The sequence below is a fragment of the Anaerolineales bacterium genome, assembly GCA_015075725.1.
Classification (GTDB): domain Bacteria; phylum Chloroflexota; class Anaerolineae; order Anaerolineales; family Villigracilaceae; genus Villigracilis.
In genome coordinates this window covers 2,512,723-2,527,923 of sequence record JABTTV010000001.1, presented here as the reverse complement: position 1 = coordinate 2,527,923, position 15,201 = coordinate 2,512,723, and the positions used below count along the sequence as shown (strand labels likewise).

Genomic DNA, 15,201 nt, shown 5'->3' with positions numbered 1-15,201 from the left:
ATACAAATGAAGAAATATCTGCCAATTTACTTGAACCTGGTGTTCATTGTGTCCTGTTGGAACGTTCAGCCAATTCCAACGCCCAGCCCAACCGATACACCTCGACCCACTCCAACGTCCACTCCGCAGATCCCTGCGCGGCAATATGAAATCACCGATATCTGGGAGAAAAGCCCTCACGCTTTAGCGGCGGACCCTGTTGGTTGCGAGGATTGCCATTCGGTGGAGAATGGAATCGTGATGAATGAGCTTCAACACGGCAAACCGCAAACAGGCCGGAACGAGGCGGGCTTGGGGGAAGATCCCATTTGCGGTCGGTGCCACCAGGTTCCATCCGTTGGAAGCGCCCATCCCGATTTTTCCTGCGGCGATTGTCACGATCCCCATGTCGTCAAAGTTTCCTGCACGGATTCAGGCTGTCATTCGAACATCCCCACTGTATTTTACGAATTGCCCGCCACTCCTACTAACGGTCACCCTACGAACGGTTCATCCTTTTGCGGCGGCGGGAATTGTCATTCGATGGCAACAGCGGTGGCACAAACCACCCGTTCGATCCATGGACCTGCCCACGCGTTTGTAGCTTGCGAAGCCTGTCATGGCGGCAGCCCGGTGAAAGCGGGTCCCTCTTTGGAAAACGGCCGCTGGGTTCTCTTGCACGAAGATGGCAGCGAACTGCCTTTTTCGCACGACCTGCAAAGCGGGGTCGATTGTTCCCGCTGTCATTTCGAAAACAATCCCTGGGGGTTGAGCCAGGTCAGCGGGCTTGAATTCGATCAATTACCGAATCACCCTTAAGGGTGAGTAAAGAGCGCTCCAAGGTGGGATGATGATAAAAAACCCGGATGGTATCCTGATGATGGATGAAGACGCAAATCCGGCATTCGACGCCATATATCCCATCATCAGGAGTGTGCATATTGAAAAATTCAATTTCCCTTGCGCCCATATTTCGGGCGTGTCCCATTTCCAACCCATATCGACCTTTCAATCTGTAACGGAGGAAAGCAATGACACAAAATAATTTCCTCACCAAAGCCCTGAACGACACTGTGATGACCCGGCGCAGTTTCCTTAAATGGAGCGCCGCCATCGGCGGGACAGCCGCGCTTGCGGGTGGTGTCGATTACGGCCTCAAAGCCATTGAGGGCGCCGCGGCGGCGGGCGAGGAACAAACCCTGACAGTAGGGTGCTATCACAACTGCGGCGGCCGTTGTATTCTGGCCACCAAGGTCAAGGATGGCACACTCCTACGCATCGTCCCGGACCCCACGCCGGTCGAGGAAGAGACACCCGAATCTCCACGCGCCATCCCCTGCTTGCGCGGGCGCGCGCAGATCAGGCGCGTGTACGCCCCTGATCGACTCAAATACCCCCTGAAGAGAGTCGGCAAACGAGGTGAAGGCAAATTCGAACGCATCAGTTGGGAAGAAGCCCTGGATACCATTGCCAGCGAAATGAAACGCATCAAGGATACCTACGGTAATGAGGCCTTCTACTTCAATTATGCGTGGGGTGTCACCTGGAATGGTCCCGATGGATCTTCCATCATCCAGCGAATGTTAAGCATGTTCGGCGGTTACGTCGGCTACTATGGAACCTACAGCGAAGCCGCTTACGGTGTTGCCATGCCTTATATCACAGGGGGTTACGTTGGAAATTCAGCCGACGACATCGTCAACTCAAAACTGGTACTACTACTTGGTGACAACTCGCTTGTTACCCGCGCTGGCGGTGATAACGGCGGGTACTGGTATATGAAAGCAGCCGAACAGGGTACTAAATTCATTGTCGTAGACCCGATCATGACGGAAACAGTCGCTGCGACACAGGCGGAATGGATCCCGATCAACCCTGGAACCGATGTGGCTCTCATCGCCGCGATGGCGTATGTAATGGTCAAGGAAAACCTGTACGACAAGGAATTCATGGCCACCCACACTGCCGGTTTCGATGAAAACACCCTGCCTGAAGGCGCGCCGCGCAACTCGTCCTATATGGCTTACATCATGGGCAAAGGCTACGACAAGGTTGAAAAGACCCCCGAATGGGCAGCTGCCATTACCGGCATACCTGCTGAACGCATCGCGAATCTGGCGCGGGAAATCGCGTCCATCAAACCTTGCGCGATCATCCAGTGCTGGGGTCCGCAAAGGCGCGCCTACGGCGAACAATTCGTCCGCGCTGTTCCGATCCTCGCCGCAATGACCGGCAACTTCGGCATCCCCGGCGGCAATACGGGACAACTCCCCGGCGGCGGATACTGCCCGATGGGCGGGATTCCGGTTCCCCCGAACCCGGTTCAGGTCTCCATCCCGTGCTTTATGTGGCCCGATTTCGTCACGCGCGGCACGGAAATGACCGTTGAGAAGGACTACATCCGCGGAGCCAGCACTGGTTGGAGCGCGACCGCCGGTGACACGACAACCGCGCAGGAAAATAAAAATCTGCGCCTGAAATCCAACATGAAGTTCATGTGGAATCACGGTGGCAACTGCATCATCAATCAGCATGCAGACGTTAACTACACCCGCAAGGTGCTCGAGGACGACTCCAAACTGGAAATGATCGTCACGGTGGAAGTAGGCATGACACCAAGTACCATGTACTCGGATATCATCCTGCCCGGCACCACCGGTTTCGAAGTGGATAACATCATCACCGGCGAAGGCCACGGCATCAAGGGCAATCATGCCTGGGCGATGTACAACCACAAGGTAATCGAGCCGATGTTCGAAGCCAAAGACGATGTCTGGATTGCAGAACAACTTGCGGACCGGCTGGGATTTGGGGAGGATTTCCGTGATGGGCACCTGACCCGTGATGATTGGATGAGGGACATGGTAGCCGGCGCGCAAAGCAGCCTGCCTGATTTCCCATCGTTGGAAGAGTTCAAGGAAAAAGGGATCTATAAAACCAAAGGCGGCAAACCATTCGTTGGCTTTGAAGCATTCCGGGCAGATCCAGTGGCAAATCCCCTCGGCACTGCAACAGGCAAGATCGAAATCTACTCCCCTGTTCTGGCAAACCTGAAGAACGAGGAAATCCCGCCCATCCCGTCCTACATCCCCGAATGGGAGGGTGTCAGCGATCCTTTGCGTGAAAAGTACCCGCTGATGTTGATGACGACTCACTGGGTTGCGCGTTCACATTCGACCTTCGAAAATGTGGACGTCCTGCGCGAGGCACATCCGCAATGCATCTGGATCAACACGCTCGATGCGGAGGCACGCGGCGTCAAGAACGGCGACATGGTCAAGGTCTACAACGACCGCGGCGTCGTTCACATCCCCGCCTACGTGACAAACCGCATCCGGCCGGGTACGACCAATATTCCTCAAGGCGCTCATTACACGCCGAACGCCGATGGTGTGGATACACGCGGGTGTGGCAACACGCTCACGAACTACCGCCCGACCCCGATGGCAAAGGGTTTCACGGCGCACACCAACCTGGTTCAGGTCGAGAAGTTATAAGGAGAATGAACCATGGCTAAACAACTTGCTTTTTACGTCGATATAAACAAGTGTTCCGGCTGCAAAGCCTGCCAGATCGCCTGTAAAGACAGGAGCAACCTGCCCGTGGGAGTCCGCTGGCGCAAGGTGTTCCAATATGAAGGCGGCGAGTGGGTCGATCAGAACGGACAAATGATCCCCAGCAGCGTATACACCTATTCCGTGTCTTCGGCATGCATGCACTGCAAAAAGCCGATCTGCATGGACGTCTGCCCGACGAGCGCAATCTCGAAACGGGATGACGGCATCGTCCTCATCAACGCCGATATGTGCATCGGCTGCCGCTACTGCTCATGGGCCTGCCCCTACGGCGCCCCGCAATTCAACGAAGAACTGAACGTGATGACCAAGTGCGACATGTGCCAAGACCTCGTGGACAAGGGCGAACGCCCTGCCTGCGTGGAATCCTGCCCCTACCGCGCCATGGACTTTGGTCCATTGGACGAGATCAGGGAAAAATACGGCACGTTTGCAGACCCGGCACCCCTGCCCGACCCAGCCATTACCGAGCCCGCCGTGGTCTACAAACCGAACAAGGTCACCAAGTCGTCCCGCTCCGGCGATGGGCGCCTGATGAATCTGGAGGAGCTCTAAAATGGATACTCGCGAATGGGCTTTGCTAGCCTTCACAATTCTCGGACAGACCGCTGCCGGTTTGATGATCGTGTTGATGATCGTGCGCGCTTATCTTGCGAAAGCGGGAGGCGAACTCGCAGACCGCCTGACAAATCGGCCGCTCTTTCTCGTCGTTCCGCTCATGGCGCTGGCTTTGCTTGCCTCGCTCTTCCATCTCGGCAGTCCGTTGAACATCGCCCGCGCAGTGCCAAACATCGGTTATTCCTGGCTAAGCCGTGAAGTGGTCATTGCCGTGGCATTCGTGATCTTTGCCGCGCTATACACCTACATGCAATGGCGCAAGGCTGGCAGTGAAAGCCTGCGCACCGCCATCGGCTGGATTACCGCCCTGCTCGCCTTCGCCTACATCTACGCCATGAGCATGGTTTATATGATCGTTACCCAGCCAGCATGGAACACGCTTGCCACGCCCGTAACCTTCATCGTTGGCAGTTTGCTGATCGGTTCGCTCGGAATGGCCGCCGCGCTCGTCATGGGACATGCCGGGCTCAAGAAAACGGAAACGCCTGTCGTCAACAACGTCCTTCAGGGACTCGCCATCAGCGCCATCGTGCTGCTGGGCATCGAGTTTGTCGTCCTTCCGCTCTATCTTGCATATCTTGCCACACAAGGTGGCGCGGCACTGCAATCCCTGAACATGATGATCGGCCCCTATGGTTTCGTGTTCTTCCTGCGCCTGTTGACTCTATTTGTTGGCGCCGGTGTGCTGGCGGCGTACCTCTACCGCAACGCAGCCGTCGCTGATAAGGAGCAAACCCTGGCGACCCTCGCCTACAGCGCCTTCGCTCTTGCGCTGATCGGCGAAGCGATGGGACGTTTCATCTTCTATGCCACGCACTATCGCATCGGTCTCTGAACCGGCATAGGAACGCCTCTTTTTGGGGGTGGGCGAAAGCTCACCCCCAATTTATTCAATACATGAAATCAAAAAACAACCCGCTGCTTCTTATCTTATTGTTCTCCGCCATCCTTCTGACGGCTTTCACCCCCGCCTCCGCGCAGACCGGGAACCTGGTTCGAGTTCTGGAGCTTTCTCCCAGCGGATACGAACGAGCCCACACCCTCGCATTTTCATCCGACGGGAAACATCTTGCAGTTGGGGGGACTTCCGGAATCTATCTCTTCGATACAGCGCAATTTTCACAGCCGGAATTTATTCAAACCGGCGTTTGGGCGCGCAGCCTGCTCTTCCTGCCCCAAACGAACCTGCTTGCGGCAGGGCTATTCGATAACACAATAAAGTTCTGGGACATTTCAACGCTTCGAAATTCAGACTCGTTTACAGAGCCAACCGGCTGGGTACGGAGCCTCTCCCTCTCGCGCGATGGCTCCCTGCTATCTGCCGCCTCCGACGACGACACGATCCGCATTTGGAATGTCAACACCGGCGAATTGACGCTCGCCATCAACGAAGCAACGGGTATCCGTATAACGGCGCTCTCCCCCGATGGTTCTCTGGTTGCAGGCGGGCTTTCAGATAACAGCATCCGCGTGTGGAAGGTCTCGAACGGCGAATTGCTCTACACGCTCACCGGGCATACAGACTGGCCCCGTTGCCTCGCCTTCTCACCTGACGGAGGAATCCTCGCCTCTTGTGGCTTCGACAGGACCATCCACTTGTGGAAGGTCTCGAACGGGAGTCTGTCTCGTGTGTTGGAGGGGCACAAGTCCAGCATTCTCGGCATCGCATTCTCGCCAGACGGTGAGACCATCGCAACTGGTTCGGTTGACCAGACAGTGCGGTTGTGGAACCTCCGCGAAGGGAGCGAATTGAAAGTCCTACAAGGGCATAAAGATTTTGTTTACGCAGTTGCATTTTCACCGGATGGAAAGACCCTCGCTTCAGGTGGAGGGGACAATACCGTACGCTTGTGGGATTTGAACGACCTGACAGTTTTCCCCGATTCACCCGTCCCCGACGTACAATCGGATTGCCGCCAATGCCATCACCGGCGCGGACAGAACGAACCGGCTCGCGTTATCGACTTGAGTTGCGAAGCCTGTCATGCAGGCGGGATCGGGCTCTCATGGTGTACGGCTTTTCCGCGGTCTTCGCTTGTGAAAAGCACGCCGATCACATACAACGCGGTATATGATGTCTCAGGCGTGCCCATCAATAACGACGACATAGCCATCGTGCTTGCCTCGCCCGGTAACGGAGAAACATTCTACGTGATAGGCTACTCGCTGGCGCCAGAGATCATCAGCGGCAGGGTGTATTCCAAAGACCCGGCAGGAATCACAAATGTCAAAGTCCGGCTCGATATTATTTCGAACGGTGAAGTCACTCAATCCCTCGAAACCAGCCCAACGGCGAACGGCGATTTTACATTCAACGTCGCCATTAATATCGACGCTCCCCCGGCGTATTCATCCAAACCTGCCACCCGACAATGCACGCAATGCCACGATGATTCTCTTGCGCAGGCGGGCATACCCATCGGAACGGTGAATTTCGTTGTCACCGCCACATCGCCAGGCGGACAAACCGCCACAGATTCGCGCTGGGCGCGCGTGGATGCCAGCCAACATGTGGAAATTCCTGTGCAGGTGCTGGACGATACAACGAACGAACCTCTGGCTGGACTGACGGTCGAAGCCTCGACCATCCTTTACGAATGGCGTGATCGATTCAGCAGCGGCGTATCGAGCACGGATGGGATTGCGATCCTGGAGCTGGAACAACTCTCGCAAGCGCCTACAGTCTATGACCTGACCCTCCCGCCGCAGATTCTGAATGGAGTTTTATACGTCGGCTCAGAACCAACCCGTGTGACCCTCGACCCGTATACGGGACAAGCGCCCGCCGTCACTTTAACCGCCCATGCCGTCAAAGGACGGATCGAAGGCGGGATCGAATCGACCGATGTAATGAAGCTTTGGGCATTGCAACTACCCGCGGGTCCGCTGTACCAGGTTTCATCGACACAGGGCAAATTTACATTCGGCGATGTTCCGGTTGGGCAATACCTGCTGACCGCAGACGTCTTCGCTCTAGCGGATCATAACCTATCTTCGCCTTCTGAATACGTCGATCTATTTGAGAATCCAAAAGCAAATGTCGAGTTCTCACCAACCGAATCCAAACCTTTATCAGGCACGATTACAACTGAACAGAACGATTTCCTGCCGTTCGCGTGGGTGGATGTGGGCGAAGCGGAATTCATTCAAGCCGCGGACCCGTCTTCCGGCGAATTTCTGATTTCAAACCTCCCATCTGGAGCCGGTTACGTCACTGCCTTTGCCCCAGGGTATTACGCCATACCTAAAAGCATCTCCGACGACCCTTCGTTGCTGGATTTTCAACTCAAACCCCGCCCCGAGACACAGTTCATTGATTGGAACGACGGCTGGATCATCCTGCCGCCCGAGACGAATGCCACGTTTGCAGAACTCAAAATCGATATGGATAACGGATGGTTGTGGGGGAAAAGCAAGACATCCATCGACATGTTGAATATTCATCTACCTAATGTGGATATCGAGATTACTGGTGGCAGTTTTGCATTGGAGGTTCCCGTTGCAGGGAGGGGTTGGTTGTATATCAGCGAAGGGGAAGCAAAGGTCACAGGTTTTGCCGATCAGGCTCAGGTCCAAGTAAGAGCCGGGGAGATGATCGCTCTCACAGGTGACGCAAATCCCATCTCAGTGGAGGCTTCAGTCATCCATGCGCTTCATCCTGCGCTTGCAAACCCGCCTGTTGCTGAAATCATCGAGCCGACCCTCACGGCCAAGGTCCGCGCCTGGATCACAAAAGCGGGAATTGGCGCTCTGCAAGTGATTACATTCATCACCTATGTTCTCTCACTTGCGACCCTGTTCATAATTGTCATTCGCAGTTTATTCTTAAATAGAAGACGGTCACCCGTCAAGGAGAAACCCCATGCAGGCAATCGCGATGAATGAGTTGAAAACCACCCTCTTTGGAGAATCACTGCTATTCGGGCTGCTGGGGAAGATCATTTACACCGAGCCGGATAAAGCCTGGCTCGAGTCGCTCATCCGCGATGATGTGTTCATCGAAGTCCCCTTTGCGGCGGAACAAAACGAAACGATGCACGGCGTCGAACTGCTGCTACGCTGGACAAAAGAAAACAAAGAGGGGTTGGACCCCGCCCAATTCAAAGCGGTAAAAGACGATCACTTGAATCTATTCATCGGGCTGAACAAGGTTCCCGCGCCAATGTGGGAGTCTGTTTACACCAGTGAAAAAAGATTGCTTTTTCAGGAACAGACCCTGAAGATCCGCGAGTGGTATGCCCGCTTCGGCTTACAGGCAGAGCGGATCAACAACGAGCCGGACGATCATATCGGGCTGGAACTTTCTTTCGTCGCCCACCTTGCCTCGCTTGCATTCCAGGCGGCTGAACAGGGTGATGAAATGGAATTGAACGAACTCCTGCAAGCCCAACGCGATTTTCTTTTCAATCACCTTTTATGCTGGGGACCCGCCTGGGCGAAACTTGTCAAGAAACACGCCGCCACCGATTTTTACCGTGGCATTGCCCACCTCACCCACGGCGCATTGTTCGCCGCCGCCGAAGCATTGCAGATCAAAATGCCAAAGGAAGTTTCATTGTGAGTCTGATGAACGCCGCCGAACGGTTCGCTGCAATCGACCGCTCGGAGATCACCCTCGAATCGAGACGCTGCCTGCACACGCAGGATCGGCATTCGGATTGCGCGGCGTGTTTCGACATATGTCCCGTTCAGGCGATCACAACCGGCAAACCCCCCACACTCAATTCTAAAATTTGCGAATCCTGCATGGCATGCCTGCCCGTCTGCCCCGTGGGCGGCTTCCACGCAGACGATGATGTGGCAGACCTGTTGACCTGCGCTGCGCATGTCGAAGATCAACCTGTCGAATTGCTTTGCGGACTCCATCCGCACCCTGAAACTGGAACCAATCCCGAGGCCATTGGGATTCAAATTCACGGATGCCTTGCGGGTTTGGGGACCGGCGCATTGCTGACCCTTTCGAACTTTGGGATCAAACGCCTCACCCTACGCGCCGAAACCTGTGTGGATTGTAAGTGGCACTCGCTTCACTCTGAGTTTCACTCCCAAGCCGGGCGTGCCGCCCGCTTCACCTCCGCATGGCAGGGCAATTCTTCAGTCGAATGCGTGGATGAGGTTCAGTCGCCGATGGAACGCATTCTTTGGAATGCAAAGAACCCGCCGCTCTCCCGCCGCGACCTCTTCCGCATGATGGCGAAGCAAGGGCAGATCGCCCTCGCGCGCGCCATGGAAAAGGGAGTTGTCGCTTCGGGACGCCAGCCAGGTCGTGATCGATTGCGGATGAACTCCGCATTATCAAATCGAATCGAAAGTTCATCAACCGTCAACCTCACTGGATTCGGCTTCGCCACTCTCACAATCTCAGAAGCATGTACTGCATGCGGCGCATGCGGGCGTGCCTGCCCCACCGGCGCATTAAGGTTCGAAAAGAACAATGAAAATGCGACATTCTCCCTCACTTTCTCGCCGAAGAATTGCATCGGGTGCGATCTTTGCGATCACGTCTGCCAGCCGGGCGCGATCACGCTCGATCATGAGCCCGCTTTTCAACAAGTCTTCGGTGAAGAAGAGTCACGGGTCGTTGCATCCGGGTCCCTGGTCCAGTGTGAGCGATGCAAGTCATGGATGGCAGCGCGGGAGGGCGTGAAGTTATGCCCGCTGTGCGAATATCGACGCACGCATCCGTTTGGGTCTTTGATGCCGAAGAAAATCGTAAAGGGATTGCGCCAATGATCATCGATGTGACCCAGGCTACCCTTCCTCGGATCCAAAACCCCGCACTACGCGATTATGCAAACATCTACGTACAGATCTATCAGGATTTCATGGACCAGGTGCGTGCGATGGGTCTGGAAGTGGACGTTGAAGACACGTCGGAACCGGTCGCTCAAAAATTCGAGACCCTCAGAAAAAAAGGTGCGACCATCCGCAACAACGATAAAAGCATCTACACCAACCGCATCTCGCCTTCCTGCGTCGCCTGCCAGACCGGCACAGGCAGCGCGACTTTCTTCGTCTCTTTGAAGTGCCACCGCGATTGTTTTTACTGCTTCAACCCCAACCAGGAAGATTACGAATACTTCCGCGAGCACACCCGCGATGTGGTGAAGGAACTTGAGGAGACTCGGGCGGGCAAATCTGCGCTTGGTCATATCGCGTTGACGGGCGGCGAGCCCCTCCTGCACAAGGAAGAGGCGTACAGTTTCTTCGAACAAGCCCGCAGACTTTACCCGAATTCGCATACCCGCCTCTACACGAGCGGAGATCACATCGACCGCGCCGTTCTCGAATCCCTGCAGCAATCCGGGTTGACTGAGATTCGTTTCAGCATTCGCATGCACGATCTCGCCAAAGGTCACACTCATACCTACGACCGCATCGCCCTTTCGCGCGAGTACATCCCGAATGTGATGGTCGAAATGCCCGTCCTGCCGGATACGCTGGAAGAAATGAAGGATGTTCTCTTGCAGCTCGAAGAACTGGGGATCTTCGGCATCAACTTGTTGGAATTCTGTTTCCCTCTCAATAACGTGGAAGCCTACCGCGAAAAGGGATACAAGGTCAAAGCCAGGCCTTTCAAAGTGCTCTACGATTATTGGTACGCGGGCGGGCTCCCCATTGCTGGAAGCGAACTGGTCTGCCTCGAACTGCTCGACTTTGCGATCGAAAAAGGGTTGAAGCTCGGCGTGCATTATTGTTCGCTGGAGAACAAGCACACGGGTCAGCTCTACAAACAAAATAGCGGAAAACGCCTGCCCTCGCGCATCCATTTTTCACAGCGCGATTACTTCCTCAAGACCGCCAAGGTCTTCGGTGCAGACATTCCGTCCGTTCGTCGGGTATTCGACAAATCGGGTTACCGTGAATACTTATTCAATGAAGACCAAAACAGCCTGGAGTTCCACGTCGATAAGATCACCAGCTTGAAGAAGTTGAACGTGGACGTGGGCATTGCCAGTCACGTAATCGAAACCCGCGATAATGAACAGGTCCTGCGGGAACTCAAGGTGGATGTCACCACACCGCAGGCATTTCGGCTATCGAAGGATATATAAAGGAGAAAAGAAGATGTTTCATTTAGGCACCCCCGAATTGATCATCCTACTGGTCATCCTCCTCCTGCTTTTCGGAGTGGGGCGTATTAGTAAAATTGCCGGTGAGATCGGCAAGGGCGTCACCAGTTTCCGCAAGGGCTTGAAAGGCGACGAGGAACAGGCGGAAACCGGCGATAAGAACGGATAATGCCGCACGTGAACGCACAGGTAAACACACTGAAAAAGGAAAAACGCAACTGGCGCGGCGTTTTTCGCGCGCTCGGACGCGCCCACAAAAAAGCCAGTGTCCAGATGGAGAGCTCGGCGCCTCTCCTTGCCCATCTCAACGAATTGCGCTCCCGCATCTTCAAGGCGTTCCTTGCGTTAATCGTCGCCACCGGCATCAGCTTCGCTTTTTCCGGGCAGATCATCTCTTATCTCGCGGCGCCCATCGGCGGCATATCGAATCTCGTCTCCATCGAGTTGACCGAAAATATCGCGATCTTCATGAAGGTCTCGCTCCTGGGCGGCTTTGTGCTTGCAATGCCTTTCATCGTCTACCAGGTGATGGCGTTCATCCTGCCCGGCTTGAAGGGTCGGGAACGCCTCTGGCTGCTTATCATGGTCCCACTTGCCACCCTGCTCTTTGCAGGCGGAGTCGCGTTCACCTGGTTCATTATGCTCCCGGCTGCCATTCCCTTCCTGACCGGCTTTATGGGCATCACCACCCAGGTGCGGCCTGAGAATTATTTCGAATTCATCACCCGGCTGATGTTCTGGATCGGCGTTTGCTTCGAAATGCCCTTGATCGTCATGTTCCTGGCAAAGATGAAATTCGTCACCGCAAAACAACTCGCAAGCGGCTGGCGCTATGCCATCGTAGGCATGGCTTTCATCGCCGCGGCGGTCACGCCCACGGTGGATCCGGTCAACATGGGGCTGGTGATGGCTCCATTGATGGGACTTTACCTGATTAGCATCCTTTTAGCCGCCATCGTCGGCAGAGGTTGATATGGATATTTTCGGAATTGGCGGCAATGAACTGATCGTCATCATCCTGCTGGCAGCCATCGTCCTCGGACCGGAACGGCTGGCGCGTTCGGCGCGCGAGATCGGCAAATTCGTCCGCAATTTGAGGTCCTACTTCTCGTCGCTTTCCAGCGAGCTGAAAGCCGAACTGGATGTGCTCGACGAGATTCAGAAGACCACCAAAGACCTGACAAAATGATTTTCGTCATCACCCGTTGGAGTGACGGCGAAAATACCCCGGATTGATGATGCAGGAAGAGGGGAAATCCACTATGATACTAAAGAATGAATTGGTGAAATTCATTCCATTAACAACGCTCCGATCTGTTCGGTCTAAAACGAATGTCATGACGGAACGGGCAGGCGCCCCCGAGGTGCAAAGGTTGAACCGGAAACGGAACAGCCTCCCCGAAATCCCATTAATGCAAATGGGGTTGACTTGGAAAGGAGAACGCGTGATAAAGCCGTGCCGTCTCCTTTCGCGAGACGGTGTTTTTTTACCAGCCCGCATGACATTCCATAACAAACAGGTACGAGGAAGACCATGGATATTCAACTCCTGCTTGAAAAATCTTCGAAACTTCATTCCCATCTCTGTCCGCGCCAGATCCTCGGCGTTCGCATCGGACTCAGGGGACTCGGCTCATTGCAACTCGGTCCGAACCTGCGCTCGAAACGGATTCTGACCATCGCCGAAACCGACGGTTGCTTTGTCGACGGGCTTTCGGCTGCAACAGATTGCACCGTCGGCCATCGCACCCTGCGGATCGAAGACTATGGCAAAGCCGCCGCAACATTCATCGATACAGAAACGCATCGCGCCTTCCGTGTAGCCCCCGCATTGGACATCCGCGAGAAAGCCCGCAAATATGCCGTGGATGAATCCCGTCATTACTTCGCTCAAATGCAAACCTACCAGATCATGCCAGACGACGAAATGCTTACCGTGACGGAAGTCCAGCTCAAAGCGACAATCGAGTCCATCGTGTCGAGGCCCGGCATCCGGGTCCGGTGTGAGGCGTGCGGCGAAGAGATCATGAACGAACGCGAGATCATCCACGAAGGGATTATCCTCTGTCGCCCCTGCGCCGGATATTCCTATTATCGGATCCCGGTCTCAATTCCCATCCTCGAGAACTCACAGCCGTGACAGACATTCTGATCTCGTTTCTTGTTTTCGCGATCGCCTTATTGTATTCCAGCGCGGGTTTTGGCGGCGCGTCGGGGTACCTGGTTGCCATGAGCTTTTTTGGCATTCCGGTGGCGGTCATGGCGAGCACAGCCCTGGTATTGAACATCTTTGTTTCGTCCATATCATTTGTGAATTACATGCGCGCCGGTCATTTTCGCCTGCGGTTGCTGCTTCCGTTCCTTGTGGCTTCGATCCCGGCGGCATTTCTGGGCGCCACAATAAAGCTCACCGATAGGACATATACAACTTTATTGTATGTGATGTTGACTTATCTTGCATTGCGCATGGTTCTAGCCCCCGTGATCAGCGAAGCACCGGATTGGAAACATCGTCCGGTCCCGTTATGGCTCGCATTGATCAGTGGAGCCGCCATTGGCCTGCTCTCGGGAATGATAGGCATCGGCGGCGGTATCTTTCTCTCACCGCTTATCATTCTCATGCAATGGGGGAATGCCAAGGAAGCTGCCGCATCTGCGGGAGGATTCATCGCCGTCAATTCGTTGAGCGGGTTGTTCGGCCGCGTCGCAACCGGAACCCTGGATTTTGGCGAGTTCGGCGTTTCGCTTCTGATCTTCGGTCTGGCTGGCGCGTTGATCGGCAGTCGGTTGGGCGCGATCCGGTTCTCGATCTCAGGTGTCCGCCGCGCATTGGGCACCATCCTGTCGATTGCAGTCGGCACCTATTGGTTAACCACCCTATTCGCATGAAAGACTTCATCGATCCATTCGGGCGTTCGATCACATACCTGCGTATCTCTCTCACAGATCGCTGCAATCTCCGATGCGTTTATTGCATGCCGAAGGACGGTTTGCAATGGCAGCCGAGGGAGGAACAACTTTCAGCGGATGAAATTCTGCGGGTCGTCGAAACAGCTTCAAGGTGGGGAGTGAGACGCGTGAGATTGACAGGCGGCGAACCGTTGATGCATCCACTCATCGTTGAGATCGTGCGCCGCATCGCCTCCATCCCAAATATCGAAGAAGTAAGCCTAACAACCAATGCAATGCTGCTCGGACGGCTGGCGCAGCCGCTCGCCGATGCGCGCTTGAGCCGTGTCAATATCAGTCTGGATACGCTCGACCGCAAGAAGTTCACACGCATCACCCGCGGCGGAGACATTGACCAGGTGTGGGAGGGGATTGCCGCCGCCGAACGGGCGCATCTCACGCCCATCAAGTTGAATACCGTGATCGTGCGCGGACTCAACGACGACGAATTGCCCGCCCTCGCCAGGTTGACCATTGTACATGACTGGCACGTACGTTTTATCGAGCTGATGCCGGTCGGGAATATACAAGATTGGGGAGATGGTTTTCCAACCCCCTCCGAGCGATATGTTTCTGTACAAGAGATGCGCGCGCAGCTTTCAGCGTTCGACATACAACCGGTACAAGCCGTCATCGGTAACGGTCCGGCAAGGACGTTTCGTATTCCGGGTGCTTTGGGCACGGTGGGATTTATTTCACCGCTTGGCGAACATTTTTGTGATACCTGCAACCGCCTTCGCCTTACAGCGGACGGGAAATTACGACCGTGCCTCGATAACTCCAATGAAATCTCGTTACGCGAGGCTGTACGCTCAGGGCAACCCCTGGACGATCATTATCGCCAAGCCATTCTCAATAAACCACAGCATCACAAGATGCTCACAACTGTGCCCGCCGGTTCACAACGCGGCATGAGTCAGATCGGCGGGTGATATAAATAAATCATACAAAGTAAATGATATGGGTATTAATTTAGGACTGCTGTAACAGCATAATCGTTGATTAGT

General features: G+C 54.8%; 14 protein-coding genes and 1 riboswitch. All 14 genes read left to right on the top strand.

Annotation, left to right across the window (positions count from 1 at the left end; translation table 11 throughout):
• Positions 1 to 6 precede the first annotated feature (6 nt).
• The 14 genes from HS100_12085 to moaA all read left to right on the top strand — a co-directional run bounded on the left by HS100_12085 (position 7) and on the right by moaA (position 15,126).
• Positions 7 to 798: a hypothetical protein gene (locus tag HS100_12085; protein MBE7434647.1), complete on the top strand. Its 792-nt coding sequence runs from the start codon at positions 7 to 9 to the stop codon at positions 796 to 798.
• A 257-nt stretch (positions 799 to 1,055) separates the two neighbouring features.
• Positions 1,056 to 3,476, top strand: a complete 2,421-nt coding sequence (locus tag HS100_12080; protein ID MBE7434646.1) for a molybdopterin-dependent oxidoreductase — start codon at positions 1,056 to 1,058, stop codon at positions 3,474 to 3,476.
• Between the two features lie 12 nt (positions 3,477 to 3,488).
• A complete protein-coding gene (dmsB, locus tag HS100_12075; GenBank protein ID MBE7434645.1) occupies positions 3,489 to 4,109 on the top strand; it encodes a dimethylsulfoxide reductase subunit B in 621 nt (206 codons plus the stop codon).
• Between the two features lies 1 nt (position 4,110).
• Positions 4,111 to 5,007 carry a dimethyl sulfoxide reductase anchor subunit gene (locus tag HS100_12070; protein MBE7434644.1) on the top strand — a complete coding sequence of 299 codons (897 nt, stop codon included), beginning with the start codon at positions 4,111 to 4,113 and terminating at the stop codon, positions 5,005 to 5,007.
• A 62-nt stretch (positions 5,008 to 5,069) separates the two neighbouring features.
• Entirely contained in the window at positions 5,070 to 8,057 is a 2,988-nt protein-coding gene (locus HS100_12065) for a WD40 repeat domain-containing protein (protein MBE7434643.1), read from the top strand.
• A complete protein-coding gene (locus HS100_12060) occupies positions 8,035 to 8,733 on the top strand; it encodes a molecular chaperone TorD family protein (protein MBE7434642.1) in 699 nt (232 codons plus the stop codon). The genes HS100_12065 and HS100_12060 overlap by 23 nt, the downstream gene beginning before the upstream one ends.
• Positions 8,730 to 9,905: a 4Fe-4S dicluster domain-containing protein gene (locus HS100_12055; GenBank protein MBE7434641.1), complete on the top strand. Its 1,176-nt coding sequence runs from the start codon at positions 8,730 to 8,732 to the stop codon at positions 9,903 to 9,905. The genes HS100_12060 and HS100_12055 overlap by 4 nt, the downstream gene beginning before the upstream one ends.
• Entirely contained in the window at positions 9,902 to 11,227 is a 1,326-nt protein-coding gene (locus HS100_12050; protein ID MBE7434640.1) for a radical SAM protein, read from the top strand. The genes HS100_12055 and HS100_12050 overlap by 4 nt, the downstream gene beginning before the upstream one ends.
• Positions 11,228 to 11,240: 13 nt before the next feature.
• A complete protein-coding gene (locus HS100_12045) occupies positions 11,241 to 11,414 on the top strand; it encodes a twin-arginine translocase TatA/TatE family subunit (GenBank protein ID MBE7434639.1) in 174 nt (57 codons plus the stop codon).
• A gap of 8 nt (positions 11,415 to 11,422) precedes the next feature.
• Positions 11,423 to 12,217, top strand: a complete 795-nt coding sequence (gene tatC / locus HS100_12040; GenBank protein ID MBE7434638.1) for a twin-arginine translocase subunit TatC — start codon at positions 11,423 to 11,425, stop codon at positions 12,215 to 12,217.
• Position 12,218: 1 nt separating this feature from the next.
• Complete coding sequence (gene tatB, locus HS100_12035) at positions 12,219 to 12,434, top strand: twin-arginine translocase subunit TatB (protein MBE7434637.1); 216 nt, start codon at positions 12,219 to 12,221, stop codon at positions 12,432 to 12,434.
• A 106-nt stretch (positions 12,435 to 12,540) separates the two neighbouring features.
• Positions 12,541 to 12,701: riboswitch (molybdenum cofactor riboswitch) on the top strand.
• Positions 12,702 to 12,779: 78 nt separating this feature from the next.
• Positions 12,780 to 13,385, top strand: a complete 606-nt coding sequence (locus HS100_12030) for a TraR/DksA C4-type zinc finger protein (GenBank protein ID MBE7434636.1) — start codon at positions 12,780 to 12,782, stop codon at positions 13,383 to 13,385.
• Complete coding sequence (locus tag HS100_12025) at positions 13,382 to 14,134, top strand: sulfite exporter TauE/SafE family protein (GenBank protein MBE7434635.1); 753 nt, start codon at positions 13,382 to 13,384, stop codon at positions 14,132 to 14,134. Before HS100_12030 ends, HS100_12025 begins: the two co-directional genes overlap by 4 nt.
• Positions 14,131 to 15,126: a GTP 3',8-cyclase MoaA gene (moaA, locus tag HS100_12020; GenBank protein MBE7434634.1), complete on the top strand. Its 996-nt coding sequence runs from the start codon at positions 14,131 to 14,133 to the stop codon at positions 15,124 to 15,126. Before HS100_12025 ends, moaA begins: the two co-directional genes overlap by 4 nt.
• The last annotated feature ends 75 nt before the right edge of the window (positions 15,127 to 15,201 follow it).

What these genes read in the sequence shown, in the direction of transcription:
- HS100_12085 (MBE7434647.1), top strand. Translation starts at nt 7, where the DNA reads ATGAAGAAATATCTGCCAATTTACTTGAACCTGGTGTTCATTGTGTCC.
- HS100_12080 (MBE7434646.1), top strand. Translation starts at nt 1,056, where the DNA reads ATGACCCGGCGCAGTTTCCTTAAATGGAGCGCCGCCATCGGCGGGACA.
- dmsB (MBE7434645.1), top strand. Translation starts at nt 3,489, where the DNA reads ATGGCTAAACAACTTGCTTTTTACGTCGATATAAACAAGTGTTCCGGC.
- HS100_12070 (MBE7434644.1), top strand. Translation starts at nt 4,111, where the DNA reads ATGGATACTCGCGAATGGGCTTTGCTAGCCTTCACAATTCTCGGACAG.
- HS100_12065 (MBE7434643.1), top strand. Translation starts at nt 5,070, where the DNA reads ATGAAATCAAAAAACAACCCGCTGCTTCTTATCTTATTGTTCTCCGCC.
- HS100_12060 (MBE7434642.1), top strand. Translation starts at nt 8,035, where the DNA reads ATGCAGGCAATCGCGATGAATGAGTTGAAAACCACCCTCTTTGGAGAA.
- HS100_12050 (MBE7434640.1), top strand. Translation starts at nt 9,902, where the DNA reads ATGATCATCGATGTGACCCAGGCTACCCTTCCTCGGATCCAAAACCCC.
- HS100_12045 (MBE7434639.1), top strand. Translation starts at nt 11,241, where the DNA reads ATGTTTCATTTAGGCACCCCCGAATTGATCATCCTACTGGTCATCCTC.
- tatB (MBE7434637.1), top strand. Translation starts at nt 12,219, where the DNA reads ATGGATATTTTCGGAATTGGCGGCAATGAACTGATCGTCATCATCCTG.
- HS100_12030 (MBE7434636.1), top strand. Translation starts at nt 12,780, where the DNA reads ATGGATATTCAACTCCTGCTTGAAAAATCTTCGAAACTTCATTCCCAT.
- moaA (MBE7434634.1), top strand. Translation starts at nt 14,131, where the DNA reads ATGAAAGACTTCATCGATCCATTCGGGCGTTCGATCACATACCTGCGT.